The organism is Arthrobacter sp. Z5-13, from assembly GCF_056499105.1.
Genome location: NZ_CP096460.1, coordinates 4,189,906 through 4,210,182, shown reverse-complemented (window position 1 = coordinate 4,210,182; position 20,277 = coordinate 4,189,906). Strand labels below are relative to the sequence as shown.

At 62.0% G+C, this 20,277-nt stretch carries 21 protein-coding genes; 10 read left to right on the top strand and 11 right to left on the bottom strand.

Going from position 1 to position 20,277, the window contains the following annotated elements; genetic code table 11:
• Position 1: 1 nt before the first annotated feature.
• From hpaE to M1E02_RS19580, 4 genes are all read right to left on the bottom strand, one after another.
• A complete protein-coding gene (gene hpaE / locus M1E02_RS19595) occupies positions 2-1,543 on the bottom strand; it encodes a 5-carboxymethyl-2-hydroxymuconate semialdehyde dehydrogenase (RefSeq protein ID WP_479375843.1) in 1,542 nt (513 codons plus the stop codon).
• A gap of 27 nt (positions 1,544-1,570) precedes the next feature.
• The gene (locus M1E02_RS19590) at positions 1,571-2,242 is read right to left on the bottom strand and encodes a GntR family transcriptional regulator (protein WP_479375842.1); all 672 of its coding nucleotides are present in this window, start codon (positions 2,240-2,242) and stop codon (positions 1,571-1,573) included.
• Positions 2,235-3,713: a fumarylacetoacetate hydrolase family protein gene (locus M1E02_RS19585; RefSeq protein ID WP_479375841.1), complete on the bottom strand. Its 1,479-nt coding sequence runs from the start codon at positions 3,711-3,713 to the stop codon at positions 2,235-2,237. The genes M1E02_RS19590 and M1E02_RS19585 overlap by 8 nt, the downstream gene beginning before the upstream one ends.
• A 128-nt stretch (positions 3,714-3,841) precedes the next feature.
• Positions 3,842-4,372, bottom strand: coding sequence for a CGNR zinc finger domain-containing protein (locus M1E02_RS19580; RefSeq protein ID WP_479375840.1), 531 nt, complete (start codon positions 4,370-4,372; stop codon positions 3,842-3,844).
• A 225-nt stretch (positions 4,373-4,597) separates the two neighbouring features.
• Here M1E02_RS19580 and M1E02_RS19575 point away from each other — a divergent pair, with 225 nt between their 5' ends.
• The 3 genes from M1E02_RS19575 to M1E02_RS19565 all read left to right on the top strand — a co-directional run bounded on the left by M1E02_RS19575 (position 4,598) and on the right by M1E02_RS19565 (position 6,590).
• Positions 4,598-5,500, top strand: a complete 903-nt coding sequence (locus M1E02_RS19575; RefSeq protein WP_479375839.1) for an AEC family transporter — start codon at positions 4,598-4,600, stop codon at positions 5,498-5,500.
• Between the two features lie 114 nt (positions 5,501-5,614).
• On the top strand, positions 5,615-6,037 hold the full coding sequence (locus M1E02_RS19570) for a VOC family protein (RefSeq protein WP_479375838.1): 423 nt from the start codon (positions 5,615-5,617) through the stop codon (positions 6,035-6,037).
• A gap of 1 nt (position 6,038) precedes the next feature.
• Complete coding sequence (locus M1E02_RS19565; protein WP_479375837.1) at positions 6,039-6,590, top strand: YdeI/OmpD-associated family protein; 552 nt, start codon at positions 6,039-6,041, stop codon at positions 6,588-6,590.
• Between the two features lie 75 nt (positions 6,591-6,665).
• Here M1E02_RS19565 and M1E02_RS19560 read toward each other — a convergent pair whose 3' ends face one another.
• Positions 6,666-8,153, bottom strand: a complete 1,488-nt coding sequence (locus tag M1E02_RS19560; RefSeq protein WP_479375836.1) for an NAD-dependent succinate-semialdehyde dehydrogenase — start codon at positions 8,151-8,153, stop codon at positions 6,666-6,668.
• Positions 8,154-8,202: 49 nt separating this feature from the next.
• The gene (locus M1E02_RS19555) at positions 8,203-8,907 is read right to left on the bottom strand and encodes a GntR family transcriptional regulator (protein WP_479375835.1); all 705 of its coding nucleotides are present in this window, start codon (positions 8,905-8,907) and stop codon (positions 8,203-8,205) included.
• A gap of 158 nt (positions 8,908-9,065) precedes the next feature.
• On the opposite strand from M1E02_RS19555, the gene M1E02_RS19550 reads away from it, so the two are divergent.
• Both M1E02_RS19550 and M1E02_RS19545 read left to right on the top strand, forming a co-directional pair.
• Positions 9,066-9,698 (top strand): TetR/AcrR family transcriptional regulator, encoded by a 633-nt coding sequence (locus M1E02_RS19550; RefSeq protein ID WP_479375834.1) that lies wholly within the window; start codon positions 9,066-9,068, stop codon positions 9,696-9,698.
• Complete coding sequence (locus tag M1E02_RS19545; protein WP_479375833.1) at positions 9,695-11,326, top strand: CocE/NonD family hydrolase; 1,632 nt, start codon at positions 9,695-9,697, stop codon at positions 11,324-11,326. Before M1E02_RS19550 ends, M1E02_RS19545 begins: the two co-directional genes overlap by 4 nt.
• A gap of 63 nt (positions 11,327-11,389) precedes the next feature.
• Here the strand turns inward: M1E02_RS19545 and M1E02_RS19540 are convergent, their stop codons facing one another.
• Positions 11,390-11,593, bottom strand: coding sequence for a cold-shock protein (locus M1E02_RS19540; protein ID WP_247043898.1), 204 nt, complete (start codon positions 11,591-11,593; stop codon positions 11,390-11,392).
• A gap of 259 nt (positions 11,594-11,852) precedes the next feature.
• Between M1E02_RS19540 and M1E02_RS19535 the strand changes: the two genes are divergently transcribed.
• Both M1E02_RS19535 and M1E02_RS19530 read left to right on the top strand, forming a co-directional pair.
• Positions 11,853-12,239 (top strand): DUF3592 domain-containing protein, encoded by a 387-nt coding sequence (locus tag M1E02_RS19535; RefSeq protein ID WP_479375832.1) that lies wholly within the window; start codon positions 11,853-11,855, stop codon positions 12,237-12,239.
• Position 12,240: 1 nt separating this feature from the next.
• Complete coding sequence (locus M1E02_RS19530) at positions 12,241-12,678, top strand: DUF3592 domain-containing protein (RefSeq protein WP_479375831.1); 438 nt, start codon at positions 12,241-12,243, stop codon at positions 12,676-12,678.
• A gap of 26 nt (positions 12,679-12,704) precedes the next feature.
• On the opposite strand, the gene M1E02_RS19525 is transcribed toward M1E02_RS19530, so the two are convergent.
• Complete coding sequence (locus M1E02_RS19525; protein WP_479375830.1) at positions 12,705-13,118, bottom strand: response regulator transcription factor; 414 nt, start codon at positions 13,116-13,118, stop codon at positions 12,705-12,707.
• 264 nt (positions 13,119-13,382) lie between these two features.
• On the opposite strand from M1E02_RS19525, the gene M1E02_RS19520 reads away from it, so the two are divergent.
• Positions 13,383-13,817 carry a hypothetical protein gene (locus M1E02_RS19520; protein ID WP_479375829.1) on the top strand — a complete coding sequence of 145 codons (435 nt, stop codon included), beginning with the start codon at positions 13,383-13,385 and terminating at the stop codon, positions 13,815-13,817.
• A gap of 736 nt (positions 13,818-14,553) precedes the next feature.
• On the opposite strand, the gene M1E02_RS19515 is transcribed toward M1E02_RS19520, so the two are convergent.
• The 3 genes from M1E02_RS19515 to M1E02_RS19505 all read right to left on the bottom strand — a co-directional run bounded on the left by M1E02_RS19515 (position 14,554) and on the right by M1E02_RS19505 (position 17,013).
• Positions 14,554-15,717, bottom strand: coding sequence for an ABC transporter substrate-binding protein (locus tag M1E02_RS19515; RefSeq protein ID WP_479375828.1), 1,164 nt, complete (start codon positions 15,715-15,717; stop codon positions 14,554-14,556).
• Positions 15,718-15,862: 145 nt separating this feature from the next.
• Positions 15,863-16,480: a DUF6919 domain-containing protein gene (locus M1E02_RS19510; RefSeq protein ID WP_479378226.1), complete on the bottom strand. Its 618-nt coding sequence runs from the start codon at positions 16,478-16,480 to the stop codon at positions 15,863-15,865.
• Between the two features lie 128 nt (positions 16,481-16,608).
• On the bottom strand, positions 16,609-17,013 hold the full coding sequence (locus M1E02_RS19505; protein ID WP_479375827.1) for a winged helix-turn-helix transcriptional regulator: 405 nt from the start codon (positions 17,011-17,013) through the stop codon (positions 16,609-16,611).
• Between the two features lie 124 nt (positions 17,014-17,137).
• Between M1E02_RS19505 and M1E02_RS19500 the strand changes: the two genes are divergently transcribed.
• Positions 17,138-17,995, top strand: coding sequence for an SDR family oxidoreductase (locus M1E02_RS19500; RefSeq protein ID WP_479375826.1), 858 nt, complete (start codon positions 17,138-17,140; stop codon positions 17,993-17,995).
• Positions 17,996-18,351: 356 nt separating this feature from the next.
• Complete coding sequence (locus M1E02_RS19495; RefSeq protein WP_479375825.1) at positions 18,352-20,253, top strand: RICIN domain-containing protein; 1,902 nt, start codon at positions 18,352-18,354, stop codon at positions 20,251-20,253.
• The last annotated feature ends 24 nt before the right edge of the window (positions 20,254-20,277 follow it).

Sequence of the window (20,277 nt, the reverse complement as noted above, 5' to 3'; positions counted from 1 at the left end):
GCTAGCCCTCGTTGGCGGCCGACGCTTCGATGCTGCCGAATTTAGGAGTGTGAACAGAGCCGAGGGTGATGTGGACGGCCTGCTGGTCCGTATAGAAATCGATGGAGCGGTAGCCGCCCTCGTGGCCCAAGCCGGACGCCTTGACGCCGCCGAAGGGCGTGCGGAGGTCGCGCACGTTATGGCTGTTCAGCCACACCATTCCCGCCTCGACGTTCTGGGAGAAGTTGTGCGCCCGGGTCAGGTTCTGTGTCCAGATGTAGGCCGCCAGGCCGTAGCGGGTGTTGTTCGCCAGAGCCAGCGCCTCGTCGTCGTTCTCAAACGGGGTGATGGCGACGACGGGACCGAAGATCTCTTCCTGGAAGATCCGCGCGTCGGGGGAGACATCAGCGAAGACTGTCGGGGCGATGTAGTTGCCGTGGGGGAGGTGCTCCGGCCGTCCGCCGCCGGCCAAAAGCCGGCCTTCCGACTTACCGATCTCCACGTAGGACGCCACTTTGTCGTAGTGCTCCGGGTGGACCAGTGCGCCCACCTCGGTTTTGGGATCGTGCGGATCGCCGACGACGATGCTCTTTGCGCGGGCGGCGTACTTTTCGCAGAACTCGTCGTACACGGCGCGCTCCACCAGGATCCGGGACCCTGCTGTGCAGCGCTCGCCGTTAAGGGAGAACACGCCGAACAGGGCGGAGTCGATGGCGGCATCCAGATCGGCGTCGGCGAACACGACACAGGGAGACTTGCCGCCGAGCTCCATGGAGAGCCCTTTGAGGTTGGCCGCGGCGTTCCGGAAGATTGTCTGGCCCGTGGTGGTCTCACCGGTGAATGAAATCAGCGGCACGTCAGGGTGCTTGACCAGGGCATCGCCGGCCTCCTCGCCGAGGCCGTTAACCAGGTTGAAGACGCCGTCCGGGAGTCCGGCGTCCTTGAAGATCTGGGCCCACAGCGAGGCCGAGAGCGGGGTGAACTCGGCAGGCTTGAGGACAACGGTGTTACCGGTGGCCAGGGCCGGGGCGAGCTTCCAGGACTCGAGCATGAACGGGGTGTTCCACGGGGTGATGAGGCCGGCGACGCCGATCGGCTTGCGGTTCACGTAGTTGATCTGCGAGCCCGGGACCTTCATGGCGTCATCGAACTGGGCCACAATCAGGTCCGCGAAGAAGCGGAAGTTCTCGGCCGCGCGGAGGGCCTGGCCCTTTGCCTGGGTGATCGGCAGCCCGGTATCGAAGGTCTCCAGCTCGGCAAGCCGTCCCTCCTGGGCTTCGACGGCGTCAGCGATTTTGTTCAGGACTCGTGCCCGTTCGCGAGGCTTCATCTTCGGCCATGGCCCGTTGACGAACGCTTCGCGGGCGGCGGCGACAGCGAGGTCGATGTCTTCTTTCTGACCGGCGGCGGCAGTGGCGTAGTTCCGGTTGGAAACCGGATCCAGGACGTCGAAGGTCTTCCCGCCCACGGAGTCAACGAACTGGCCGTTGATGTAGTGCTGTATGTGTGCGGGGAGGTCCTGGGGGACGTAGTGGGCTTTGGTGTCTTCTGCAGTGAACGTCATTGTTGTTTCCTTACTGCTGGGGGCTGGTCAGATGTTTTTGGCTTGGCTCAGGTACGCGTCCAGGGTGGCGGAGCGGTGGACGCGGGCGGCTTTTTCGATCTCGTCAGCGCTGGCGCCGGATTCGATGAGCTGGAGCAGGGCTTCGTGTTCATCCACGGAGTCGTGGGCCCGGCCCGGCACGAAACGGAAGGTGGAGGATCGCAGGGAGGCTAAGCGGTTCCAGCCGCGGTGGACCAGGTCAAGGATGTGCGGGTTGGGGCAGTGCTCGAACAGGACACTATGGAACTCCTGGTTCAACAGCGTGAAGCGGACGGGATCAAAGTGTTTCAGGCAGTCGCGCATCTCCGCGTTCACGGCGCGGGCGCGGTCAATGTCCGTCCGGCCGATGAGCGGCGCAGACAGGGCTGTGGCCGCACCCTCCACGATGCTCAGGGTCTGCATGGTGTACAGGTATTCGGTGGGATCTATCCCGGAAACGGTGGCGCCCACGTTCCGCTCAAAAGTCACCAGTCCTTCGGCTTCGAGCCGGCGGATGGCCTCGCGGACGGGGACGACGCTGACGCCAAGGTTCTCCGCGATTTTGGCGAGCACCAGGCGGTAGCCGGGGGAGTAGGCGCCATCAACTATGCGGGCTTTGACTGCCTCATATGCCTGCTGGGACTTGCTGCCCGTGGCAGCGGCCGTTGCGGTTTCAGTCATTGGCTTTTCCTGCTTCCCATGCTTCATACTTGCTGCGCCATTCGGCGTTGAGCGGGTACAGCCCGTCCACGCTGTTCCCCTGCTTGACCATCTCGAAAATGAAGGCTTCTTCCTTCTCCTGGGCGATGCAGTCTTCAACAAGATCTTCAGCGAGCGACGGCGGGATCACCAGGATGCCGTCCGAGTCGGCCACGATGATGTCACCTGGCTGAACTGTCGTACCGCCGCACGCGATGGTGATGTCCGTATCCCACGGAACGTGTTTCCGGCCCAGCACGGCAGGGTGCGGGTTGGCGAAATAGGTAGGCATGTCCAGCCCGGCCACAGCTGAAAAGTCCCGCACTCCGCCGTCGGTAATGATGGCAGCCGCACCGCGCATCTGGGCGCGGAGAGCGAGGATGTCCCCGATGGTGCCCGTGCCCTTCTCGCCGCGGGCTTCCATGACCAGGATCTCGCCGTCGTTCACGGAATCGATGGCCTTCTTCTGGGCATTGAAGCCGCCGCCGTGGGTCTCGAAGAGGTCCTCCCTGTTCGGTACATAGCGAAGAGTGCGGGCGAGGCCCACCACACGCCGGTCAGGGCGGGTGCCCTGGAGCCCGTCGATGCTGACGTTATTCATGCCCCGCTTCCGCAACTGCGAGGAAAGGGTGGCGGTGGCAACGCTTTCGAGCTTTTTCTTCAGCTCCGACGACAGCCCGGATTTCAGTTCCGGCAGTCCCGCGGCTTCCCGGGAGCCGAAGGCTTCTTCCCGCTGGACGTCATCTGTCCTGGGCTGGGCCCCGAAGTCAGCGAACGGCGTCGTTCCCTGCGTAACGGTTGTGGCCAGGCGGCCGCTGCTCTGCCCCGTTTCCGGGGAATCCACTTCAACCTCGACGACGTCGCCCGGCACCGCTACTGAGGCGCCAGCCGGCGTCCCGGTGAGGATGATGTCACCTGGTTCCAGGGTAAGCAGCTGCGAAAGGTCCGCGACCAGCCGGGCGAAAGGGAATAGTAACTCCTCGGTGGTGTCCTCCTGGACGAGCTCACCGTTGTGCCAGGTGCGGACGCGGAGTTGGGTGGGCTCCACTGCCTCGGCGGGGATGAGAGCCGGGCCAACGGGGGTGAATCCGTCTCCGCCTTTGGAGCGGACGTTGGAGCCCTTGTCCGCATATCGGAGGTCGTACACACCCAGATCATTGCTCGCAGTCACCCAGCCGACGTGGCTCCAGGCCGTCTCAAGGCTGACACGGCGTGCGGGCTTTCCTATCACCAGGGCGATTTCACCTTCGTAACCGAGGAGCTCGCAACCCGCAGGCCGCTCCACCACCCCCGGAGCATCTGCGGAACCGAGCGCCAGGGAAGACGGGGGCTTGAGGAAGTACGAAGGTTGTGCAGGAGTGCGTCCGCGCTGAGCGGCGCGGCTCGGGTAGTTCAAGTGCACTGCAATCACTTTGCGTGCTGAACCTAAGGTGTCGCCATTGACCTGCTGCACAAGTCCTCCTATCAAGTACGAAATCGTATACGAAACATACTCCACCGAGAGCGCCCTCCCGTCAAGAGTCTGGAGGGGGAATGCCGGCACCCGTGGTTCCGGCCGCGGGTACCAGTCCGGTTGACGCGCTATATTCGACTGGAAGGGGCCCTGTTAGCAGCCTGCCTGTGCCTGGCTACGGCATCGGTGTTTCCGCACCGGGCACTGCAGTATCGCTGCCTGCCGGCTTTGGAATTGTCCACGAACGCTTTGAAGCAGCTCTCCCGTGCACAGCTGCCGATCCGTTCCCCGCCGCTCCAGGCTATGAACAAGGCCAGGCCGCCGGCTGTAACGGCCTTCACGCGGGACAGGACGTCATCGCCTTCAGGGAAGAGGTGCAGGTGCGGACGGGAACCGTCGTGGGTGGTGAGGGAGATGGTTCCGGCGGCGCTGTCGAGGAGGGCATTGATTGCTGTGCATCTTTCATCCACGGTTTGGGCAGCAAAGGCTGGCTTGAGCTCGCCCGCCCACGTTTGCAGGCCCTGCTCCGCCTTGGCGTCCAGCGTGGGTTCGCGGATGCTGAATTCCCGCAGTAGAGCTTCCAGGTTGTGCCCTTCAGGGGCGTTGACCAGGGCAGCGGCCAGTTCGGCTCCCACCTGGTTTTCGTGACTGTAGGCCATCCATTAATTGTAATGGTTGAACGTCACTAACCCATTACAGGATGCTGGATCTATGCACGAACATCATTGGCAAATCCAATCCGAGCACTCCACATCCTGCGGAACAGTCACCTATTCAAACTGCCGCTGCGGTGCCCACACAATGAGGCTGAAGGCGGACACCGAAACCCTCCTGGCCGCCGTCGTGAACTACAAAATTCCGTGATAGCCAACAGCCTGTTGGCATTGCTTCCAGTTCTGGGATTAATCGGAGGCGGCTTCGCCATGAAGGCGAGGACCTTCCTGACTCCCGCATTCTGGCCCCAGGCCGAAAAGCTCTGCTACTACGTACTCTTACCCGCATTGTTCATCAACGGGACGGCTACCACCCACCTCAGCGAGCTGCCGATCGGCACCATGGCACCGATCCTTGCCGGATCGGTGATCTTGACGGCCATGGCCTTGCTCCTGGTGCAGCGCAGGTTCCGCTTTGACGGGCCTGCCTTCACCTCTGTTGTGCAGGGAAGTATCCGGTTCAACAACTATCTGGGGCTCTCCATCGCCGTCATCCTCTACGGGGAACAGGGAGTGGCTCTGGCTGCGATTACCAACGCGATTCTGGTCCCGCTGGTGAATGTGCTCTGCACCATTGTCTTTGCCCGCCACGGCACCAAACCGCTCTCTGTCGGGGGCACCTTCCGCAGCATCGGGACGAATCCGTTGATCCTCGCGTGCGCAGTCGGAATCGTACTCAACCTCACCGGCGTCGGACTCCCGGCGGGGATCGCAGAACTTGTCCGGGCGCTCGGCAGCGCATCTCTGCCCCTTGGACTGCTGTGCGTCGGTGCGGGACTCCAAGTGAACAGCATCGGGCGGAACGTTCTCCCCATCGCCTACGCGTCCGCCATCAAATTTCTCGTGCTGCCGGCAACGGCAGTGGCAGGATGCCTGCTCCTGGGCCTTGCCGGGCCACCAGCGGGCATCGTCGTCCTGTTCCTGGCATTGCCCACGGCGTCCTCGGCGTACGTTATGGCCAAGGCACTCGGGGGAGACTCCTCGCTGATGGCATCAACCATTACGCTGCAAACCATCACAGGAGTGTTCTACCTGCCGGGCCTTCTGCTCCTCATCACGTCATTCACCGCGTAGCTGGCAATCCTGAGCCGGTCAGTACGTACCGGTAAGTGCGTGCATTCTGCCTGTTCCTCGTCATAGGGTACGGAAATACACATCATCTTGGTTTCCGGGGAAGGGAACGAGCCAATGAGCCTGCGAGGATTCAGCACCATCAACTTCTGGGCGGACGACGTATCGGCCGCCGCCGCGTGGTACCAGGAATTCCTGGGCTTTGAGGCGTATTTTCAGCGCCCAGGACCCGATGGGAATGTGGCGTACGCTGAATTCCGCATCGGCGACTACCAGAATGAGCTGGGCATCATCGACAGCCGCTTCCGGCCGCCTGCAGCAGCGGAGCCCGGCGGGGCCGTGATGCACTGGCATGTGGACGACCTTGAGGCCACGGTGGAGCGGCTGCTATCGATGGGCGCCACTGAGTACCAGCCCATCACTGCGCACGGGGAGGCCGGCTTCATCACGGCTTCGGTGATTGACCCCTTCGGCAATGTGCTGGGCGTTATGAACAACCCCCACTACCTCGACGTCCTTGCCTCTTTCAAGCACAAGTGAGGTGGAGCCCCTCGAATTCCGCGGCGCTGCCGAGTGGGAGTTGTGGCTGGAGGACCATCAGCATGAACAATCGGAGGCCTGGCTGCTGATCGGAAAGCGGCATTCGGGGAAGGCCCTGATCAGCATCGAGGAAGCGCTCGACGTCGCCCTTTGCCATGGGTGGATTGACGGTCAGCGCAAGTCATTCGACGACGTGTCATTCCTCCAGCGCTACTCGCGACGCCGGGCCAGAAGCTCTTGGTCGAGGGTCAACGTGGTCAAGGCTGAGGAATTGATAGCGGCCGGGCGGATGCGACAATCCGGATTTGCCGAGATCGAGGCTGCTGTTGCTGACGGGCGCTGGGAGGCTGCCTACGAGTCCCAGCGCACCGCCGTCGTTCCTCCCGATCTTGCGGAGGCGCTGGCAGCCAATGCTGCAGCCCACGCTGCCTTTGAAAAGCTGGGACGATCCGAGCGCTACGCCGTGATCCTGCCGCTGCTCAAGGCACGCACCCCTGAGTCCCGCGCCAAAATTGTGGCTCGGGAGACGGCGAGACTGGCGGCACGGAAATAGCCTGGGATGCGCAAACGGTCCAGGGTCACCCATATCAGGTGTCCCCGGACCGTGTGCGCGTCATGGCACCTTTTGTTAGGCGGTCTCGCGTCGCGCCACATTGTAGAAGCGGATGTTTTCGTATTCTTCGAGGCCTTCGGCGCTTCCTTCGCGTCCGAGGCCTGACTGCTTGATGCCTCCGAACGGGGCGCCGGCGTTGGACGGCACGCCTTGGTTGATGCCGACGATTCCTGTTTCGAGACGGTCGGCGACGTTGAGGGCGCGGTCCAGGTTCTCGGTGAAGACGTAGCCGGCGAGGCCGAACTCGGTTGCGTTGGCGCGCGTGATGGCCTCGGCTTCTGTGCTGAAGCGCTGGATGGCGGCGATGGGGCCGAAGATCTCGGATTGGGCGACGTCGGAGTCTTCGGTGACGTTGTCCAGCACGGTGGGGGCGAAGAAGTTGCCGGGGGAGTCGTAGCCGTGGCCGCCGGTGAGCAGGGTGGCGCCGAGTGCGACGGCGTTGTCGGTGTAGGCCTGCATCTGGGCTACGGCGCGGTCATCGATGAGGGCGCCGAGCCCGGTCTGCTGTCCGAGGCCGCTTCCGACGGTTATCTGGGAGAAGCGTTCGGTGAGTGCGGCCACGAAGTCGTCCGCTATGCCGTCCTGGACGTAGATGCGGTTGGCTCCGATGCAGGACTGTCCGCCGTTGCGGAGCTTCGCTGCGAAGGTTCCGTCCACTGCCCGCTGGAGGTCGGCGTCGTTGAAGACGATGAGTGGTGCGTTGCCGCCGAGTTCCATGGAGCTGCGGAGGACGTTCTGGGAGGCAAGCTTCAGGAGCTGGCGGCCCACCGGGGTTGAGCCGGTGAAGGAGACTTTCCGGACGCGTGGGTCAGTCAGGACGGCTTCGCTGAATGCGCCTGACTTTGAGGTGGTGATGACCTGGATCAGGTCTTCGGGCACTCCTGCTTCGATGGCGAGCTGGACCGCGAAGTAGGTGGTGAGGGGTGTGAGGGTGGCGGGTTTGATGACCACGGGGCATCCTGCTGCCAGTGCCGGTGCGATCTTTCGGGTTGCCATGGCCAGCGGGAAGTTCCACGGGGTGATCAGCACGGCCAGCCCTACGGGGGAGCGGCGCGTCAGCAGGCTTGCTCCGCCGTCGGGAGTTTCGCGGAAGTTTCCTGCGGGGCGGACTGCTTCCTCGGCGTACCAGCGGACGAAGTCTGTCCCGTACTTGACCTCGCCGCGGGCCTCGGCGAGCGGCTTGCCCATTTCGCGCGAAATCAGGTGGGCGAGATCTTCAGTATGTGCAACGAGCTTGTTGTACCAGGCGTGGAGTACGTCGGCGCGCTGGCGGAGGCTGCTGGTGGCCCAGACGGCTCCGGCCGAGTCGGCCTTCCCCACAGCTTCCAGTGCAGCCTCAACATCATGGTCGGGGACATGGGCTATGGTCTCGGCCGTGGCAGGGTCCTGGACCGCGATCCCAGTGCTCGGAAGGTTGATGGACCGGATGACGGCGTCCGCGTGCCGGAGGCTGTCAGGGTCTGCCGCAATCAGGGGCGTGGTGACGTCGGATACGAGGCTCATGGGTTCTCTCTTTCGGTGATGGATTGCTCGGTGGCTTTTTGAGGGATTGCTAACTGGCGCTGAGTACAGGTATTGGCAGGAGATCCGGAATCGCCGGGCTTCGGGCCGCCTCCAGCATGGGGACCGACTCCTTCAGATGCCATTCGATCTCGGCAAGGTAGCCTGCTTCATCGCGCGTCCGGATAAGTTCCTGCAGACGGCGGTGCTGTTCCAGAACGGTGTCCTTCCGGCCATGAATGTGCCGGAACTGGCGGATGCACAGCAGGGTTTCGGCGGCCAGGGTTGAGAACATCCTGTCCAGCCGGGGGCTGCGGGTAGCCTGCACGATGGTCTGGTGGAACTTGACGTCCAGGGCGGCCACGTCCTGCCACCTGTCCTCCGTCAAAGCATCGTGCATGCGTTCGAGGACTGTGTTTAGCTCGGCGGCCAGCCCGGCAGTGTCTTCCTGGAGGACGAGGCGGCCGGCCTCCAGTTCGATCGCCATGCGCGCCTTGTAGATGTCCTCGGTGTCCTCGGGGCCAAGGTCCACAACGGAGGTGCCGTAGTTACGGGTGCAGACAAGGAGCCCCTCCTGCACAAGCCGCTGGACGGCTTCGCGGAGCGGTCCCCGGCTGATGTTCAGATGGGCAGCGAGTTGTACTTCATTGATGTTTGTTGAGGGCGCGTATGTCCCGTCAAGGATCCGCTCACGCAGATATTCAGCAATGAGGTCCGCGGTGACTTTTAGCTGGAAGTTCACTCTTTGAGGTGCCACGTGCAGTGCCCGTCCTCTCATGCCTTCGGTCGCCGTCGACGTCTTCCTGATAACAGTAAGGACAAAACTGTAAACAGTCAACAATTTGCAATGGGGCAATTGGGAAAGACCACTAATTGACACTTGTAAAGTTATTTACAGATGTATAAGATTGCCGCATGAACCTGACGCCAGACCTGGTTGCTGTCGATCCCCGGGTGCGCCGCTCACGCTCTGCTCTTATGCAGGCCACGATCACTCTGGTGGCCGAGAGGGGCACAGCTGCTGTTCCCGTCTCTGACATCGCCGAGGCCGCGGACGTCAGCCGTCCCCTCGTCTACCAGCACTTCGGCAACCTCGACAGGCTCCTCCTGGAGTCCGCCGTCGACCTCGCAACCCGTGAACTTTTGCCGCGTATGGCGGACGCCGCCGGCGCCGGGAGCAGACGGGAAGGGGCCCTTTCCCTGACCCGGCACTTCGCTGAACACCGGTCTTTCTACCGGGCCGTTCTGACAAGTTCCTGTGCCTTTGCACTGAACAAAGCCCTCACGGGCCTGCTGATTCCCATCAACAGGCAACTCGTGCATGACTTATCCGGCGGGTCCCTTGACGCTCAGGGGGAAGAGGACCTCGCCACATTCATCACCGGAGGGGGTGCTGCCTTCGTCAACACCTGGGTGGTTGAGGCCCCCGACCCCCTCGATCCCGATGAATTCGCGGATCGCCTTATGCGCCTGAGTTTCGCTTCGCTGCTGCTCTCGTCAACGCCGACGACGGCGACCACCACACCTCCCGAGGAGCCAAAGCCATGAATCTGATGAGCCACATCCTCCAGCGCAGACTGGAACTCCCTCCGCCCCTGACCCGGGACCTCGTCGTACAAAAGGACCTCCCGGTGCCGATGCCCGACGGTGTGGTGCTGCTGGCGGACCGTTGGGCTCCCCGGAACACGGAAGAAGGGTTGCCGACGGCGCTGCTCCGGTCCCCGTACGGCCGGTCAGGGATGTTTGGCGCGGCCATGGCCAGGCCACTTGCGGAGCGGGGCTTCCAGGTGCTCATCCAAAGCGTCCGTGGGGGATTCGGATCTGGCGGAACGTTGGACCCCATGCGGCAGGAGCGCGAGGACGGTTCAGCCACGCTGGACTGGGTGGTGGAGCAGCCTTGGTTCGGGGACTCGATGGTTCTGGTGGGCGTAAGCTACCTCGGATTTGTCCAGTGGGCGGTGGCCGACCAGCTACCGCCGCAGGTGAAGGCGATGATTCCTCAAGTGACTGAATCCGCGCTCAGCCTGGAGTTTCTCCGCGAGGACGGCATGTCGCTGGAGCTTCCTTTTGAATGGGGAGTCATGACAGCTGTCCAGGAGCGTCCATGGGCAATGCTCCGCAGCAGGAGCCAGGCAAAGAAAACGGCCCGGGCGCTGAAAATGCTGCCCCTCAACCAGGCTGACGTCGCTGCGATCGGCCACCGCTCAAAATACATTCAGGACATTCTCGCGTTCGACGCAAAACATGAATACTGGGCCGACGCCGACCATTCCCACCGGGTGGCCGGGGTCAGCGTGCCGGTCAGCTCTATCGGGGGTTGGTACGACATTTTCCTGCCCGGACAGCTCCGGGATTTCCAGGCACTCCAGGACGCAGGGCGGCCGGCCCGGCTGACTGTGGGTCCCTGGACCCATGCGCAGTTCACCAACATCGGCGTGCTGGAGGCCGTCGAATTCGGATTGGCGTATGCAAAGGGTGAAGTTCCCGCTGACCGCGCTCCGGTCCGGCTCCATATCATGGGCGAGGACGTCTGGCGGGACTTCCATTCCTGGCCGCCGCCGGGCTACGCGCCGAAGAAGTTCCACCTGCAAGCCGATGGCGGGTTGTCCGGTGGCGGTTTGTTCGCTGGGCGTCTTTCCGACGCGCCGCCGGAGGAAGCAGAACCTGACCGGTACCGCTATGACCCAAGTGACCCGACGCCCGCTGCAGGAGGCATAAGTATTAACCACGGCGGCCGGGTCGAGAACACCGCGCTGGAGGCACGGCAGGACGTGCTCACCTACACCACTGACGAACTTGATGAGGATCTGGAGATCATCGGCGAGGTCAGCGCAGAAATCTGGTTCCGCTCTAGCCTCGCCAACGCTGATGTGTTCGTCAGGCTGTGCGACGTCGGTGCCGACGGCCGCTCGCACAACATTTGCGACGGATTGACCAGCCTGTCCGCAGCGGACGAACTTTCGGCAGTGACGGTCCGGTTGTGGCCCACAGCGTATGTTTTCAAGCAGGGCCACCGCATCCGGATTCAGGTCTCCAGCGGGGCGTTCCCCCGCTTTGCGCGGAATCCCGGCACGGGCGAACCACGCGCTACCGCAATAACGCTTCGATCCGCAGACCAGGCCGTGTACTACGGCCCGAACTATCCTTCGGCGGTGATCTTGCCGGTGCGAACCTAGCCCGGCAAAATGCAGACGCGCGAAAGGCTCCGCCCGGGCAGGGCGGAGCCTCGCGGAGACTCGTTAGAGCGGGCGGATGTTCTCTGCCTGGGGGCCCTTCGGTCCCTGGGTTACGTCGAATTCGACCTTCTGGTTTTCCTCAAGTGACCGGTAGCCGCTGCTGGCAATGGCTGAGTAGTGGGCGAATACGTCGGGTGACCCGTCGTCGGGGGCAATGAAGCCAAAACCCTTCTCGGAGTTGAACCACTTTACTGTTCCTGTAGCCATGACTGTTTCCTTAACTTCAAATCTGTCTCTGCCGACACCAGCGGGGCAACGGCCGGGGAACCTGCCCTTCCCTAAACATACCGGGAAGGGCCGGGAGCACAAGGTCAGGGACGTGTGGTTTGCCCTGTTTTTTGAGAAGGGCATCAGATGCACAGCCTCAGGACGCAGTAGCCCCGGTGCAGGTCTTTTGCTGCGACATAGACCCGTGCTGGCATACTTTCTTGGTGAGTGGAACCGGGGGAGTGCTTTGAGGATAGTGATGTACGCCTTCTTGGCGGTGTTTGTCCTTGTCGCGGTTTTTTCTACCGTGCACACGGTGCGGAAAAGCAATCGCCACGAAAAGCTCATTGCCCGGTGGCCACGTGTGCAGGCTACAGTAACGGGCCTCGTGGCCGGTCCGAGGAAGCGCTCCTACCCCACGTATCAGTTCAGGGATCCCAACGGCACGTTGTTCGCGGGGGAGTCCGACGTACCCTATGCCACCCCGCCCGGCTCGCTGGTGGAAGTGGCCTATAACCCGCTCAATCCCAACCAGTCCTTCCACGTCTCCTCCGGATCCAAGGTCCTGCTGGGCTGTGTCATTCCCTTCTTCACGGCAATCACTGTAGGGATGTTCTTCTTTATCAGTGCATTTCCGGAGGGTTGAAGTGGAATCTGTGAAGCTCGTGTTCTTGGTACTCCCAGCGCTTTTTCTGGCGATCGGGCTGTTGCTGGTGGGGCTGTCGTTATCCGCATCCGTCCGCCGCCGCAATTCGCTGCACGGCTGGGTGGAGGCCGCTGCAACCGTCACGGGGAACCTCCATGGGAAAGACGGTCCCGGCAGCGAGGGAGAGCGTTTTGCCCCGCTCTACGAGTTTGTGGATGCCCACGGGAAACGCTGGCTTGGCCGCTCTGACCTCTATGGCACGGATGAGGAGATCGTCGGTACCACCATCCCTGTGCTCTATAACCCTGCAAACCCGGCGGAATCCACGCGCCCGGTTTTCCTGGTGGGAAAGACCCGGCTCGTGCGAGGCCTCATTCTGGCCATTTTCGGGGCAGGAGCCTTTGCGATGTTCGCAATCGTCCTCGCTCCTAAGGCCTAAGCGGCCAGAGTGCTCCGGACCAATGGCTATTCCGGTGCGGAAACCTCGGAGGAGACGGCCGCCGTCGTTATCTTGTCCTGGGGGCAGAGCTGGTTCACGAGCGATGTGAGTTGAGCAGGCCGGAACGGTTTGATGAGGTATCCCGCAGCGCCTGTTGCCATTCCCGCCAGCTGGTCGCTCATTTCTGCACGGGCGGTGACAAAGACCAGCGGCACAGAAGTGATGTCCCTTATTTTGGCTGCGACGTCGAGTCCGTTGATGTCAGGCAGTCCCACGTCCACGGTGATGAGGACCAGGCCAGGCTCCGCGGCGGCCTTAAGCCCATCAGCCCCAAACATGGCCTCACGGACCTCGAAGCCTTCCTTGGCCAGGATGTACCGGATCAGTCCGCGTACATCGTGATCATCTTCAATGACCAGGCACGTTCCTCGTGAAACCATGGACCCCACCCCCTGCAGTGTCACGAGTTTACCAGCAGGGTGCGGCGCATCGGCCTAGGCGGGGTGCTGACTTCCCGGCATGGACGTGCTGCCCGGCAGGATGACTGATCGTCCTCGAGGCAACGCGAATTGTTACCCCATGCTGAGGCGCATTAAGCAGTGTTGCGCCGTGAGTCTGTGGGTGTCGCACGCCATTGAGAACCACTAAAACGAATGATTGATTGGGGGCATATTCCCACCCGTACCGATCAGACAGGTTGCACGATGACAGGCTTGGCCCACAGGATCTGGAGTCAGTGCGGGGAAGAGCTCGATCTCTTCCTCGACCAAGTCCATGCGCTTTCCAAGCAGGAGATCGGGACAGGCGGTCTGGACTGCGCGGCCACCGCGATGGGCCGACGGCGGTCCCTCACCAGCGATGATGTTTCCGTTGACGTAGTGGGATTCGTAGCTCAAAGTTCCGGCAATGGAACCAGCGGGTTGGGCGTTTCCGTTGCCTTGCGCTTTCACAGAGATGGCAGCGTCTCGCAGCATCACTGGGATGAAGCCCATGCCTGGGCCGGGGCTGTTGCAGGTGGCTCGTGGATGGCAGCCGAATTTATTGAATCGGTGGAAACGCCGGGAGGCGTGGTGTTCCACTATTCCCTGATCGAGGACCAGATTCCCTACTATTCGTGGACGCCTCCTGAGTCCCGCTGAATCCCACCGAGTCCCACTGACGAGGGTTTTCAGTCTAGGAGCACTTGGACAGGCCTGAACTTAGAGGGTCCAGGGCAATGAGGTCCGTGGGGGCGCTCCCCGGATGATTCGTTTTCTATATTCAGGGTTCGTGCCACGCGATTACCGGAAGGTGCCAAGGCCTGGACATAGATCGTATCGACACTCGTGGGGGTGACCAGGTACGGCGGCGCCTGGGGCACCAGCCACTTTCCATCACGTGGCACCAAAGGCTCAGGCCTGCAGCCCTCCCCGAAGCAAGCCGCTGCTGACGCTGGCTCCCCGGAAAAGGCCAACTCCACATCGCCCACATATGCGTACCCAATTGCTGGACATGCGTGATTGAGACCAGGCATAAACACGATTAGAGCGGCAAGACCTAACGCGGTGACCGGAGCACCAATGGCAAGCGCAACCACACCCCGAGGCTTCATAGCGTGAGCCTATCGCGTCATCGTCATTCCGCAGCGTTCACAGTCCGACGACTAGCTGTACGTCAGGTCGGTCACCGCCGGAAGAAGACCTTCACAGGCGCCCTTAAAGACGACAGAAGTCCCCGTCCCATTTTTTTGGGACGGGGACTTCTTAGAAGAGCCGTCGCCGGCCGCTGGAGTGGAACTCACACAATCACATGTCCAACCTTCGGGGAGCAGTTCATCCCGCCGGGATCTGCCTTATTGCCGTCCGGGACGTGCTTCGGGGCGCTAACGCGTCGAGGCTACTCCTTGCCGAGACCTGCGGCTGACGTCTTTTCTCCTGTGACGCTGTTCAGAGTGGTGAGATCAAAGATTCCATTGATGTCAGCCTGCTTGGTGGTGCCTGCCTCCACACCGTCCTGGAGCAGCTTCTTGTAAGTCCCGGCCAGGGGGTCCACAGTGAAGTCGATGTTCTGAAGGGACCGGTCAATAACGTTCTGGGGCAGAGCCTTCCCTGCCACTTTTTCAAGCGCCGCATTCAGCTTCGTAGCCTTTTCGGCCGCGGGGGTGTCGTTGAGCCACTTCACCGACTGCACATGGCCCTTGAGGAGCGCCTCGACAGTTTCAGGATGCTCGGCAGCAAACTTCTTGTTCACGATCAGGATCGTTGTGGGGAATTCACCCGGCTTAGCGGACAGCGAGCCGTCCCAAAGGTCCTTTTCATCAACCAAAACCTTTGCTCCGGCGTCGAGCACCAAACGTGACGCCCAGGGTTCCGGCAACCACGCGCCGTCGAGTTTTCCGTCGAGGAAGAGCTTCAGAGTCTGGGCATTTTCGGTGGGGTTGATGGCTACGTCCCCGCCGCCGTCTGGATTGGTCTTGAAGCCCTGCTTTGCAAGCCACGAACGCAGCGCCACATCCTGCGTTCCACCCAGTTGCGGCGACGCAAGCGTTTTGCCCTTCAGATCGGCCGGGGACTTGATATCCGGCTTGACCACCAGCTGGGCTCCGCCGGAGGCCGCACCGGCGATGATGCTGATCGATTCACCCTGGCTCTTCACAAAGGAGTTGATGGCCGGGTTGGGTCCGATGTAAGTCGCATCGATGGCGCCGGCATTGAGCGCTTCCACTGCAGCAGGGCCGGCATTGAACACCTGGGTGCTGAGCTTGGTAGTGCCAAGGTTCTCCTGGATGAAGCCTTGGTTGACCCCCACCAGCGCGGGAGCGTGGGTGATGTTGCCAAAGTAGCCGAGTCGCAGCTCCGCTGCGGGCCCTGAGCCCACAGAGCTTGCGGCCGGCTGGGGTTTACCGGCTCCGGCTCCTGTCGTGGCGACGGCGGCGCCTGCACCCACCAGGGCAAGCAGTCCGACGGCGACGCCGATTTTGAAACGAAGCGAGCGTTTGGGTGTGCGTGGCTCACCAGCGGAGATTCGGGTGGATCCGGGGTCATTCTGAGGGGTAGACATGGTGTTCCTTCGGTCATGCGGCTGGGTGTTGGATCGAGATTACGTAGGGCCGCAGGCCGGTGACAAAGGTGCAGGTCTTGGAGGTTCACCCGGAGTCGTGGACGTTCACTGAAGGTCCCGGAGGTTCATCAAAGGACTCATTCCGTCAAAAACTGTTGGCTGACTCTTTCACTGTTTCCAGTACCGCGGGGAGCAGTTGATCGTTCCGGCCCCACACCGGGTCGAGCAATTCGACGTACCAGGATTCAGCCAACAGAAGTGCCAGTGCGTCATTGCTTTCCTCGGCCCAGTCCCGGATCTGTCCGGCCTCGATGGGGCTTTCGCTGGTGCCCAGGACTGTGACCACTTCGCCGTCGATGACGGTGACGGGGATGGAAGAGCGGCTCATCTCGCCGGGGGAATGGACGACGGCGATGAGTTCTGTCTGCGTCGAAAGCTGGAGCAGGCGCCGTGCCACTTCCGGGGAGCAAAAGCCAGTCACGTACTGCCGCTGGGCCTGCCCGTTATCCAGCAGGAGGCCCGGCTGGGATTCCTTGCTGAAGAATCCGCTCCGGTTCAGCTCAGCCAGTCCGGCAGCTATTGACCGGGTTTCTTCATCCATTTGTGGTGAAAATGTTCCGGCCTGATAGTGGCTGTTGCCCTCAAGCCATCGGGCAGTGAGCTCCCCTGCGGCGGCGAGAGTTGTGGCTTGGCGCCACACTTCGCGGTCCCGCAGGAGCCGTCCGTGGCTGTCCAGTTCGGTGGTAAATCGGGAATCGTTCATCATTCGACCCTAGAGGGAATGGGGCTTCAGTTGCACCGGGCTTGACGCCCCGCGTTATGCTGCTCCATTTGCTGCAGCATTTGGCCATTTGGCGACACGCAGTTTTCCTAAGACCTTTGCGGTTGGCGTTAGGAAGCTTGTTTCGGGGCATTCTCAGATGCGTGTACAGCCACCCATTGGACCAGCGGAATCAAGAGGCGGCTGAGTTCGGTGCCGCTATCGGTCAGGCTGTACTCCACGAATGGCGGCACCACAGGGCGGGCATCGCGGCGGATGACGCCGTCGGCTTCGAGAGTGCGAAGCGTCTGCGCAAGCATTTTTTCGCTGATTCCACCCACCATGCGCGAAAGCTCGCTCCACCGGAGGGTACCCTCTGACAGCGCCAGGATGACCAACGTTCCCCATTTGTTGGTGACGTGGGTCAGCAGAGTCCTTGAGGGGCACTGCTCTGCAAAGACGTTGTCCGCAAAGCCTTCAATGACGCTGGCGGTGCCGGGGGCGGCTAGGGCATTGCGTAACAGGTTCGGGGGCATAAAAGGAGCTTACCAAAAAGTGCGTACAGGCGTTTTGGAATGTACCGGAAATACCAGCGGTTGTCAGAAGTGATCGAGCGGTTGGATCGCTTGAATAAAATCCCCCATCTGAAGGAAGACGAACATGTCAATCGTTATCACCGGCGCGACCGGACAACTCGGAAAACTCGTTATTGACAGCCTGCTTGATCTGGGGATTGCTCCCGAGGAGCTCCTGGCCGCAGGCCGGAACCAGGAAAAACTGACGGACCTGTATGCGGCCAAAGGAGTGCGAACAGCCCGGATCGACTTTGATGATACGGATTCACTCGACGCAGTTTTCCAGACCGGCGACAGGGTCCTGCTGGTCTCTGGCAGCGAGCTGGGAAGGCGCGTGGAGCAGCACGTAAACGTGATTAAGGCGGCCCGGAAGGCCGGCGTCGACCAGCTCGTCTACACCAGTGCACCCAAGGCTGACACCACAACCCTGGTGCTGGCGCCCGAGCACAAGGCCACAGAAGAAGCCATCATCGCGTCCGGTGTTCCGTACACGATCCTTCGCAATGGCTGGTACACAGAGAACTATGCGCCTGCCTTGGAGCAGGCCCGCCATACCGGAAAGCTTGTGGCTAGTGCAGGCAAGGGAAAGGTAGCCAGCGCGGCCCGCTCGGACTTCGCCAGTGCCGCGGCCACCGTTCTCACCACTGACGGCCACCACAATGCGGTTTACGAGTTGAATGGGGATGTCGCCTGGGATTTCGAAGAGCTTGCCGAGGCATTCAGCAGTGTCCTGGGCCGTGAGGTGGCCTACGAGGCAGTGGATCCCGCCGAACACCTGGCCGTCCTCACGGGTGCAGGCCTGGATGAACAGACGGCCGGCTTCCTTGTGGCACTGGACGGAAACATCCGCGACGGCGAATTGTCCTCCACCACAGGTGACCTGTCCCGGCTGACGGGGCGCCCCACGGTTCCGCTGACCGAGGCGCTCGCCCGCCTGGCCTGATCCGTCCCTCGGCTCCCAAGCTCCGCGAGCCAGAGCATAAGCACGAGATGGCATGACGCGCATACGGTCCGGGGACATCTGAAAAAGGGTGACCCTGGACCGTCCGCCATCCCCAGGCCGTTTGCGCAGCTGATGTACTGGTATCCCTCTGAGCAGACAAGCCCTTGACGGGAACTGCGGCACCGTAGATGATGGAGCGCGGCGTTGTTAACGCTCACAATTCCATGTCACGGTCTAAGAGGAAGCAGGACGAGGATGTCCGGTTCAGCGCTTTATTCAACGTACTTTCCGCCGGGTACACAGCTGGTTCAGTTGGCACCCTCCTTTATCGCAGTCAGGGCCACATCCTGATGGCCATGAAGAGACTGTTCAGGCTCGCGGCTGCCTCCGCAGCCACTGCCCTCGTTCTTGGCCTTGCGGCCCTTCCCTTCACACCGCCAGCGCAAAGCGTGGGCGAACCCACCTTTACCAACGCGCTCTTCACCGAGGCCGATCCCACCGTTGAGTACTACAACGGGAACTACTACGCCGCAGCCACCACTTGGTCCGGCGTCGTGACCATGCGGAAGGCGCCAACTCTGGCCAACCTCAAAACGGCCGCACCCGTCGTCGTCTATTCCGATACGGCCACAGGCCGGTCATCGAACATGTGGGCGCCGGAGCTGCAGAGGCTGCAGGGGCCCAACGGCTGGCGCTGGTACCTGATGTACACCATGGGCACGCCCGGGAACTTCGATAACCAGCACCTGCACGTGCTCGAAAGCTCAGGCGATGACCCGCTGGGACCCTACTCCTATAAAGGTCAGCCAGTCCCTACCACAGCCTGGAACATCGACGGGGCGTACCTGCAGCTGAATGGCGAGCTGTTCGCCGTCTGGTCGCAATTTGCCCCCGCTCCGGACGGCCGCCAAAGCAACTACATCGCGCGCATGTCCAACCCTTGGACGGTGTCCGGGCCTGCGCAAATCCTGTCCCAACCAACCTTGAGCTGGGAGACCGAAGGAGGCGCAGTCAACGAGGGCCCCATCCCGTTGCAGCGCGACGGAAAGACCTTCATCGTCTACTCAGCCAGCGGCTGCTGGACCCCCGACTACAAACTGGGCATGCTCACGTATAACGGCGGAGACCCCGTCCTTTCAGCCTCCTGGACCAAGGGAGCCGATCCCATTTTCAGCAAGGCCAACGGCGTTTTCGGGCCAGGCCACAACGACTTCTTCACCTCTCCTGACGGTACGCAGGTGTGGAACGCCTACCACGGCAACGATTCATCAGGAGACGGCTGCGGAAAGACGCGCTCAACGCGGGCGCAGCCCGTTTCCTGGAGTGCCGGCGGAAGCCCCCTGCTGGGGCAGCCGGTTTCCACCTCAACCGAAGTCAACGTACCCAGCGGTGAAAGAGGACCCATCACGACGCCGGTGAACGGCGCCGCATATGAGCTCGTCAACCGCAACAGTGGCCTGTGCGCCACCGTCAGCGGCGGTTCCGGTGCCGACGGTGCCGGTCTGGTGCAGACGGCCTGTACTGGCACTCCTGCAAGCAGTTGGAAGCTGGATTCGACGGCGGATGGTTACTACCGGCTGGTGGGCGCTGCCAGTAATAAATCCCTCGATGCTGCAAACTGCGGCACTGCCAACGGAACCCAGGTACGGCAATGGTCCTGGCTGGCCAACGCCTGCCAGGAGTGGCGGCCCGCTCCCGCCGCAGACGGCTACTCGTCACTGACAAACCGCAACAGCGGGAAGGTCCTTGACGCCACGGGCTGCTCCGTCGCGTCCGGATCCAAGGTCCAGCTGTGGACCTCCCTGGGCAACGCCTGCCAGCAGTGGGCACTAAGGCCGGTCGGCAACGTAGGGATCGTGTCCGCGGCGAGCGGTAAGTCGTTCGATATTCCCGGTTGCTCCACGGCAAGCGGAGCGTCGCTGCAGCAATGGGAGTGGTCCGGGACCGCTTGCCAGCGGTGGAGCTTCTCGTCGGCAGCAAGCGGATACGTCCAGATCCACCCCCAGTCCGCGCCGAGCCTCTGCCTGGGTGTCTCAGCGTCCAGCACGGCCGATGGAGCTGGCGTGGCCCAGACTGCCTGCACAGAAAACGGAACCCGTTGGCGCATCGATCACCGCCAGGACGGCACCATCAACTTCGTCGCTGCGCACAGCGGGAAGGTGCTTGACCTGGCTGGCTGCGGCCTGGCCAACGGAACGCGCATAAACCAGTGGTCCAACTTGAACAACACCTGCCAGCAATTTCGGGTGACCCCGTAATCGACGGTCCCTTGAAGTGAGGTA

What these genes read in the sequence shown, in the direction of transcription:
- hpaE (WP_479375843.1), bottom strand. Translation starts at nt 1,543, where the DNA reads ATGACGTTCACTGCAGAAGACACCAAAGCCCACTACGTCCCCCAGGAC.
- M1E02_RS19590 (WP_479375842.1), bottom strand. Translation starts at nt 2,242, where the DNA reads ATGACTGAAACCGCAACGGCCGCTGCCACGGGCAGCAAGTCCCAGCAG.
- M1E02_RS19580 (WP_479375840.1), bottom strand. Translation starts at nt 4,372, where the DNA reads ATGGCCTACAGTCACGAAAACCAGGTGGGAGCCGAACTGGCCGCTGCC.
- M1E02_RS19570 (WP_479375838.1), top strand. Translation starts at nt 5,615, where the DNA reads ATGAGCCTGCGAGGATTCAGCACCATCAACTTCTGGGCGGACGACGTA.
- M1E02_RS19560 (WP_479375836.1), bottom strand. Translation starts at nt 8,153, where the DNA reads ATGAGCCTCGTATCCGACGTCACCACGCCCCTGATTGCGGCAGACCCT.
- M1E02_RS19550 (WP_479375834.1), top strand. Translation starts at nt 9,066, where the DNA reads ATGAACCTGACGCCAGACCTGGTTGCTGTCGATCCCCGGGTGCGCCGC.
- M1E02_RS19545 (WP_479375833.1), top strand. Translation starts at nt 9,695, where the DNA reads ATGAATCTGATGAGCCACATCCTCCAGCGCAGACTGGAACTCCCTCCG.
- M1E02_RS19540 (WP_247043898.1), bottom strand. Translation starts at nt 11,593, where the DNA reads ATGGCTACAGGAACAGTAAAGTGGTTCAACTCCGAGAAGGGTTTTGGC.
- M1E02_RS19535 (WP_479375832.1), top strand. Translation starts at nt 11,853, where the DNA reads ATGTACGCCTTCTTGGCGGTGTTTGTCCTTGTCGCGGTTTTTTCTACC.
- M1E02_RS19525 (WP_479375830.1), bottom strand. Translation starts at nt 13,118, where the DNA reads ATGGTTTCACGAGGAACGTGCCTGGTCATTGAAGATGATCACGATGTA.
- M1E02_RS19520 (WP_479375829.1), top strand. Translation starts at nt 13,383, where the DNA reads ATGACAGGCTTGGCCCACAGGATCTGGAGTCAGTGCGGGGAAGAGCTC.
- M1E02_RS19515 (WP_479375828.1), bottom strand. Translation starts at nt 15,717, where the DNA reads ATGTCTACCCCTCAGAATGACCCCGGATCCACCCGAATCTCCGCTGGT.
- M1E02_RS19510 (WP_479378226.1), bottom strand. Translation starts at nt 16,480, where the DNA reads ATGAACGATTCCCGATTTACCACCGAACTGGACAGCCACGGACGGCTC.
- M1E02_RS19505 (WP_479375827.1), bottom strand. Translation starts at nt 17,013, where the DNA reads ATGCCCCCGAACCTGTTACGCAATGCCCTAGCCGCCCCCGGCACCGCC.
- M1E02_RS19500 (WP_479375826.1), top strand. Translation starts at nt 17,138, where the DNA reads ATGTCAATCGTTATCACCGGCGCGACCGGACAACTCGGAAAACTCGTT.
- M1E02_RS19495 (WP_479375825.1), top strand. Translation starts at nt 18,352, where the DNA reads ATGAAGAGACTGTTCAGGCTCGCGGCTGCCTCCGCAGCCACTGCCCTC.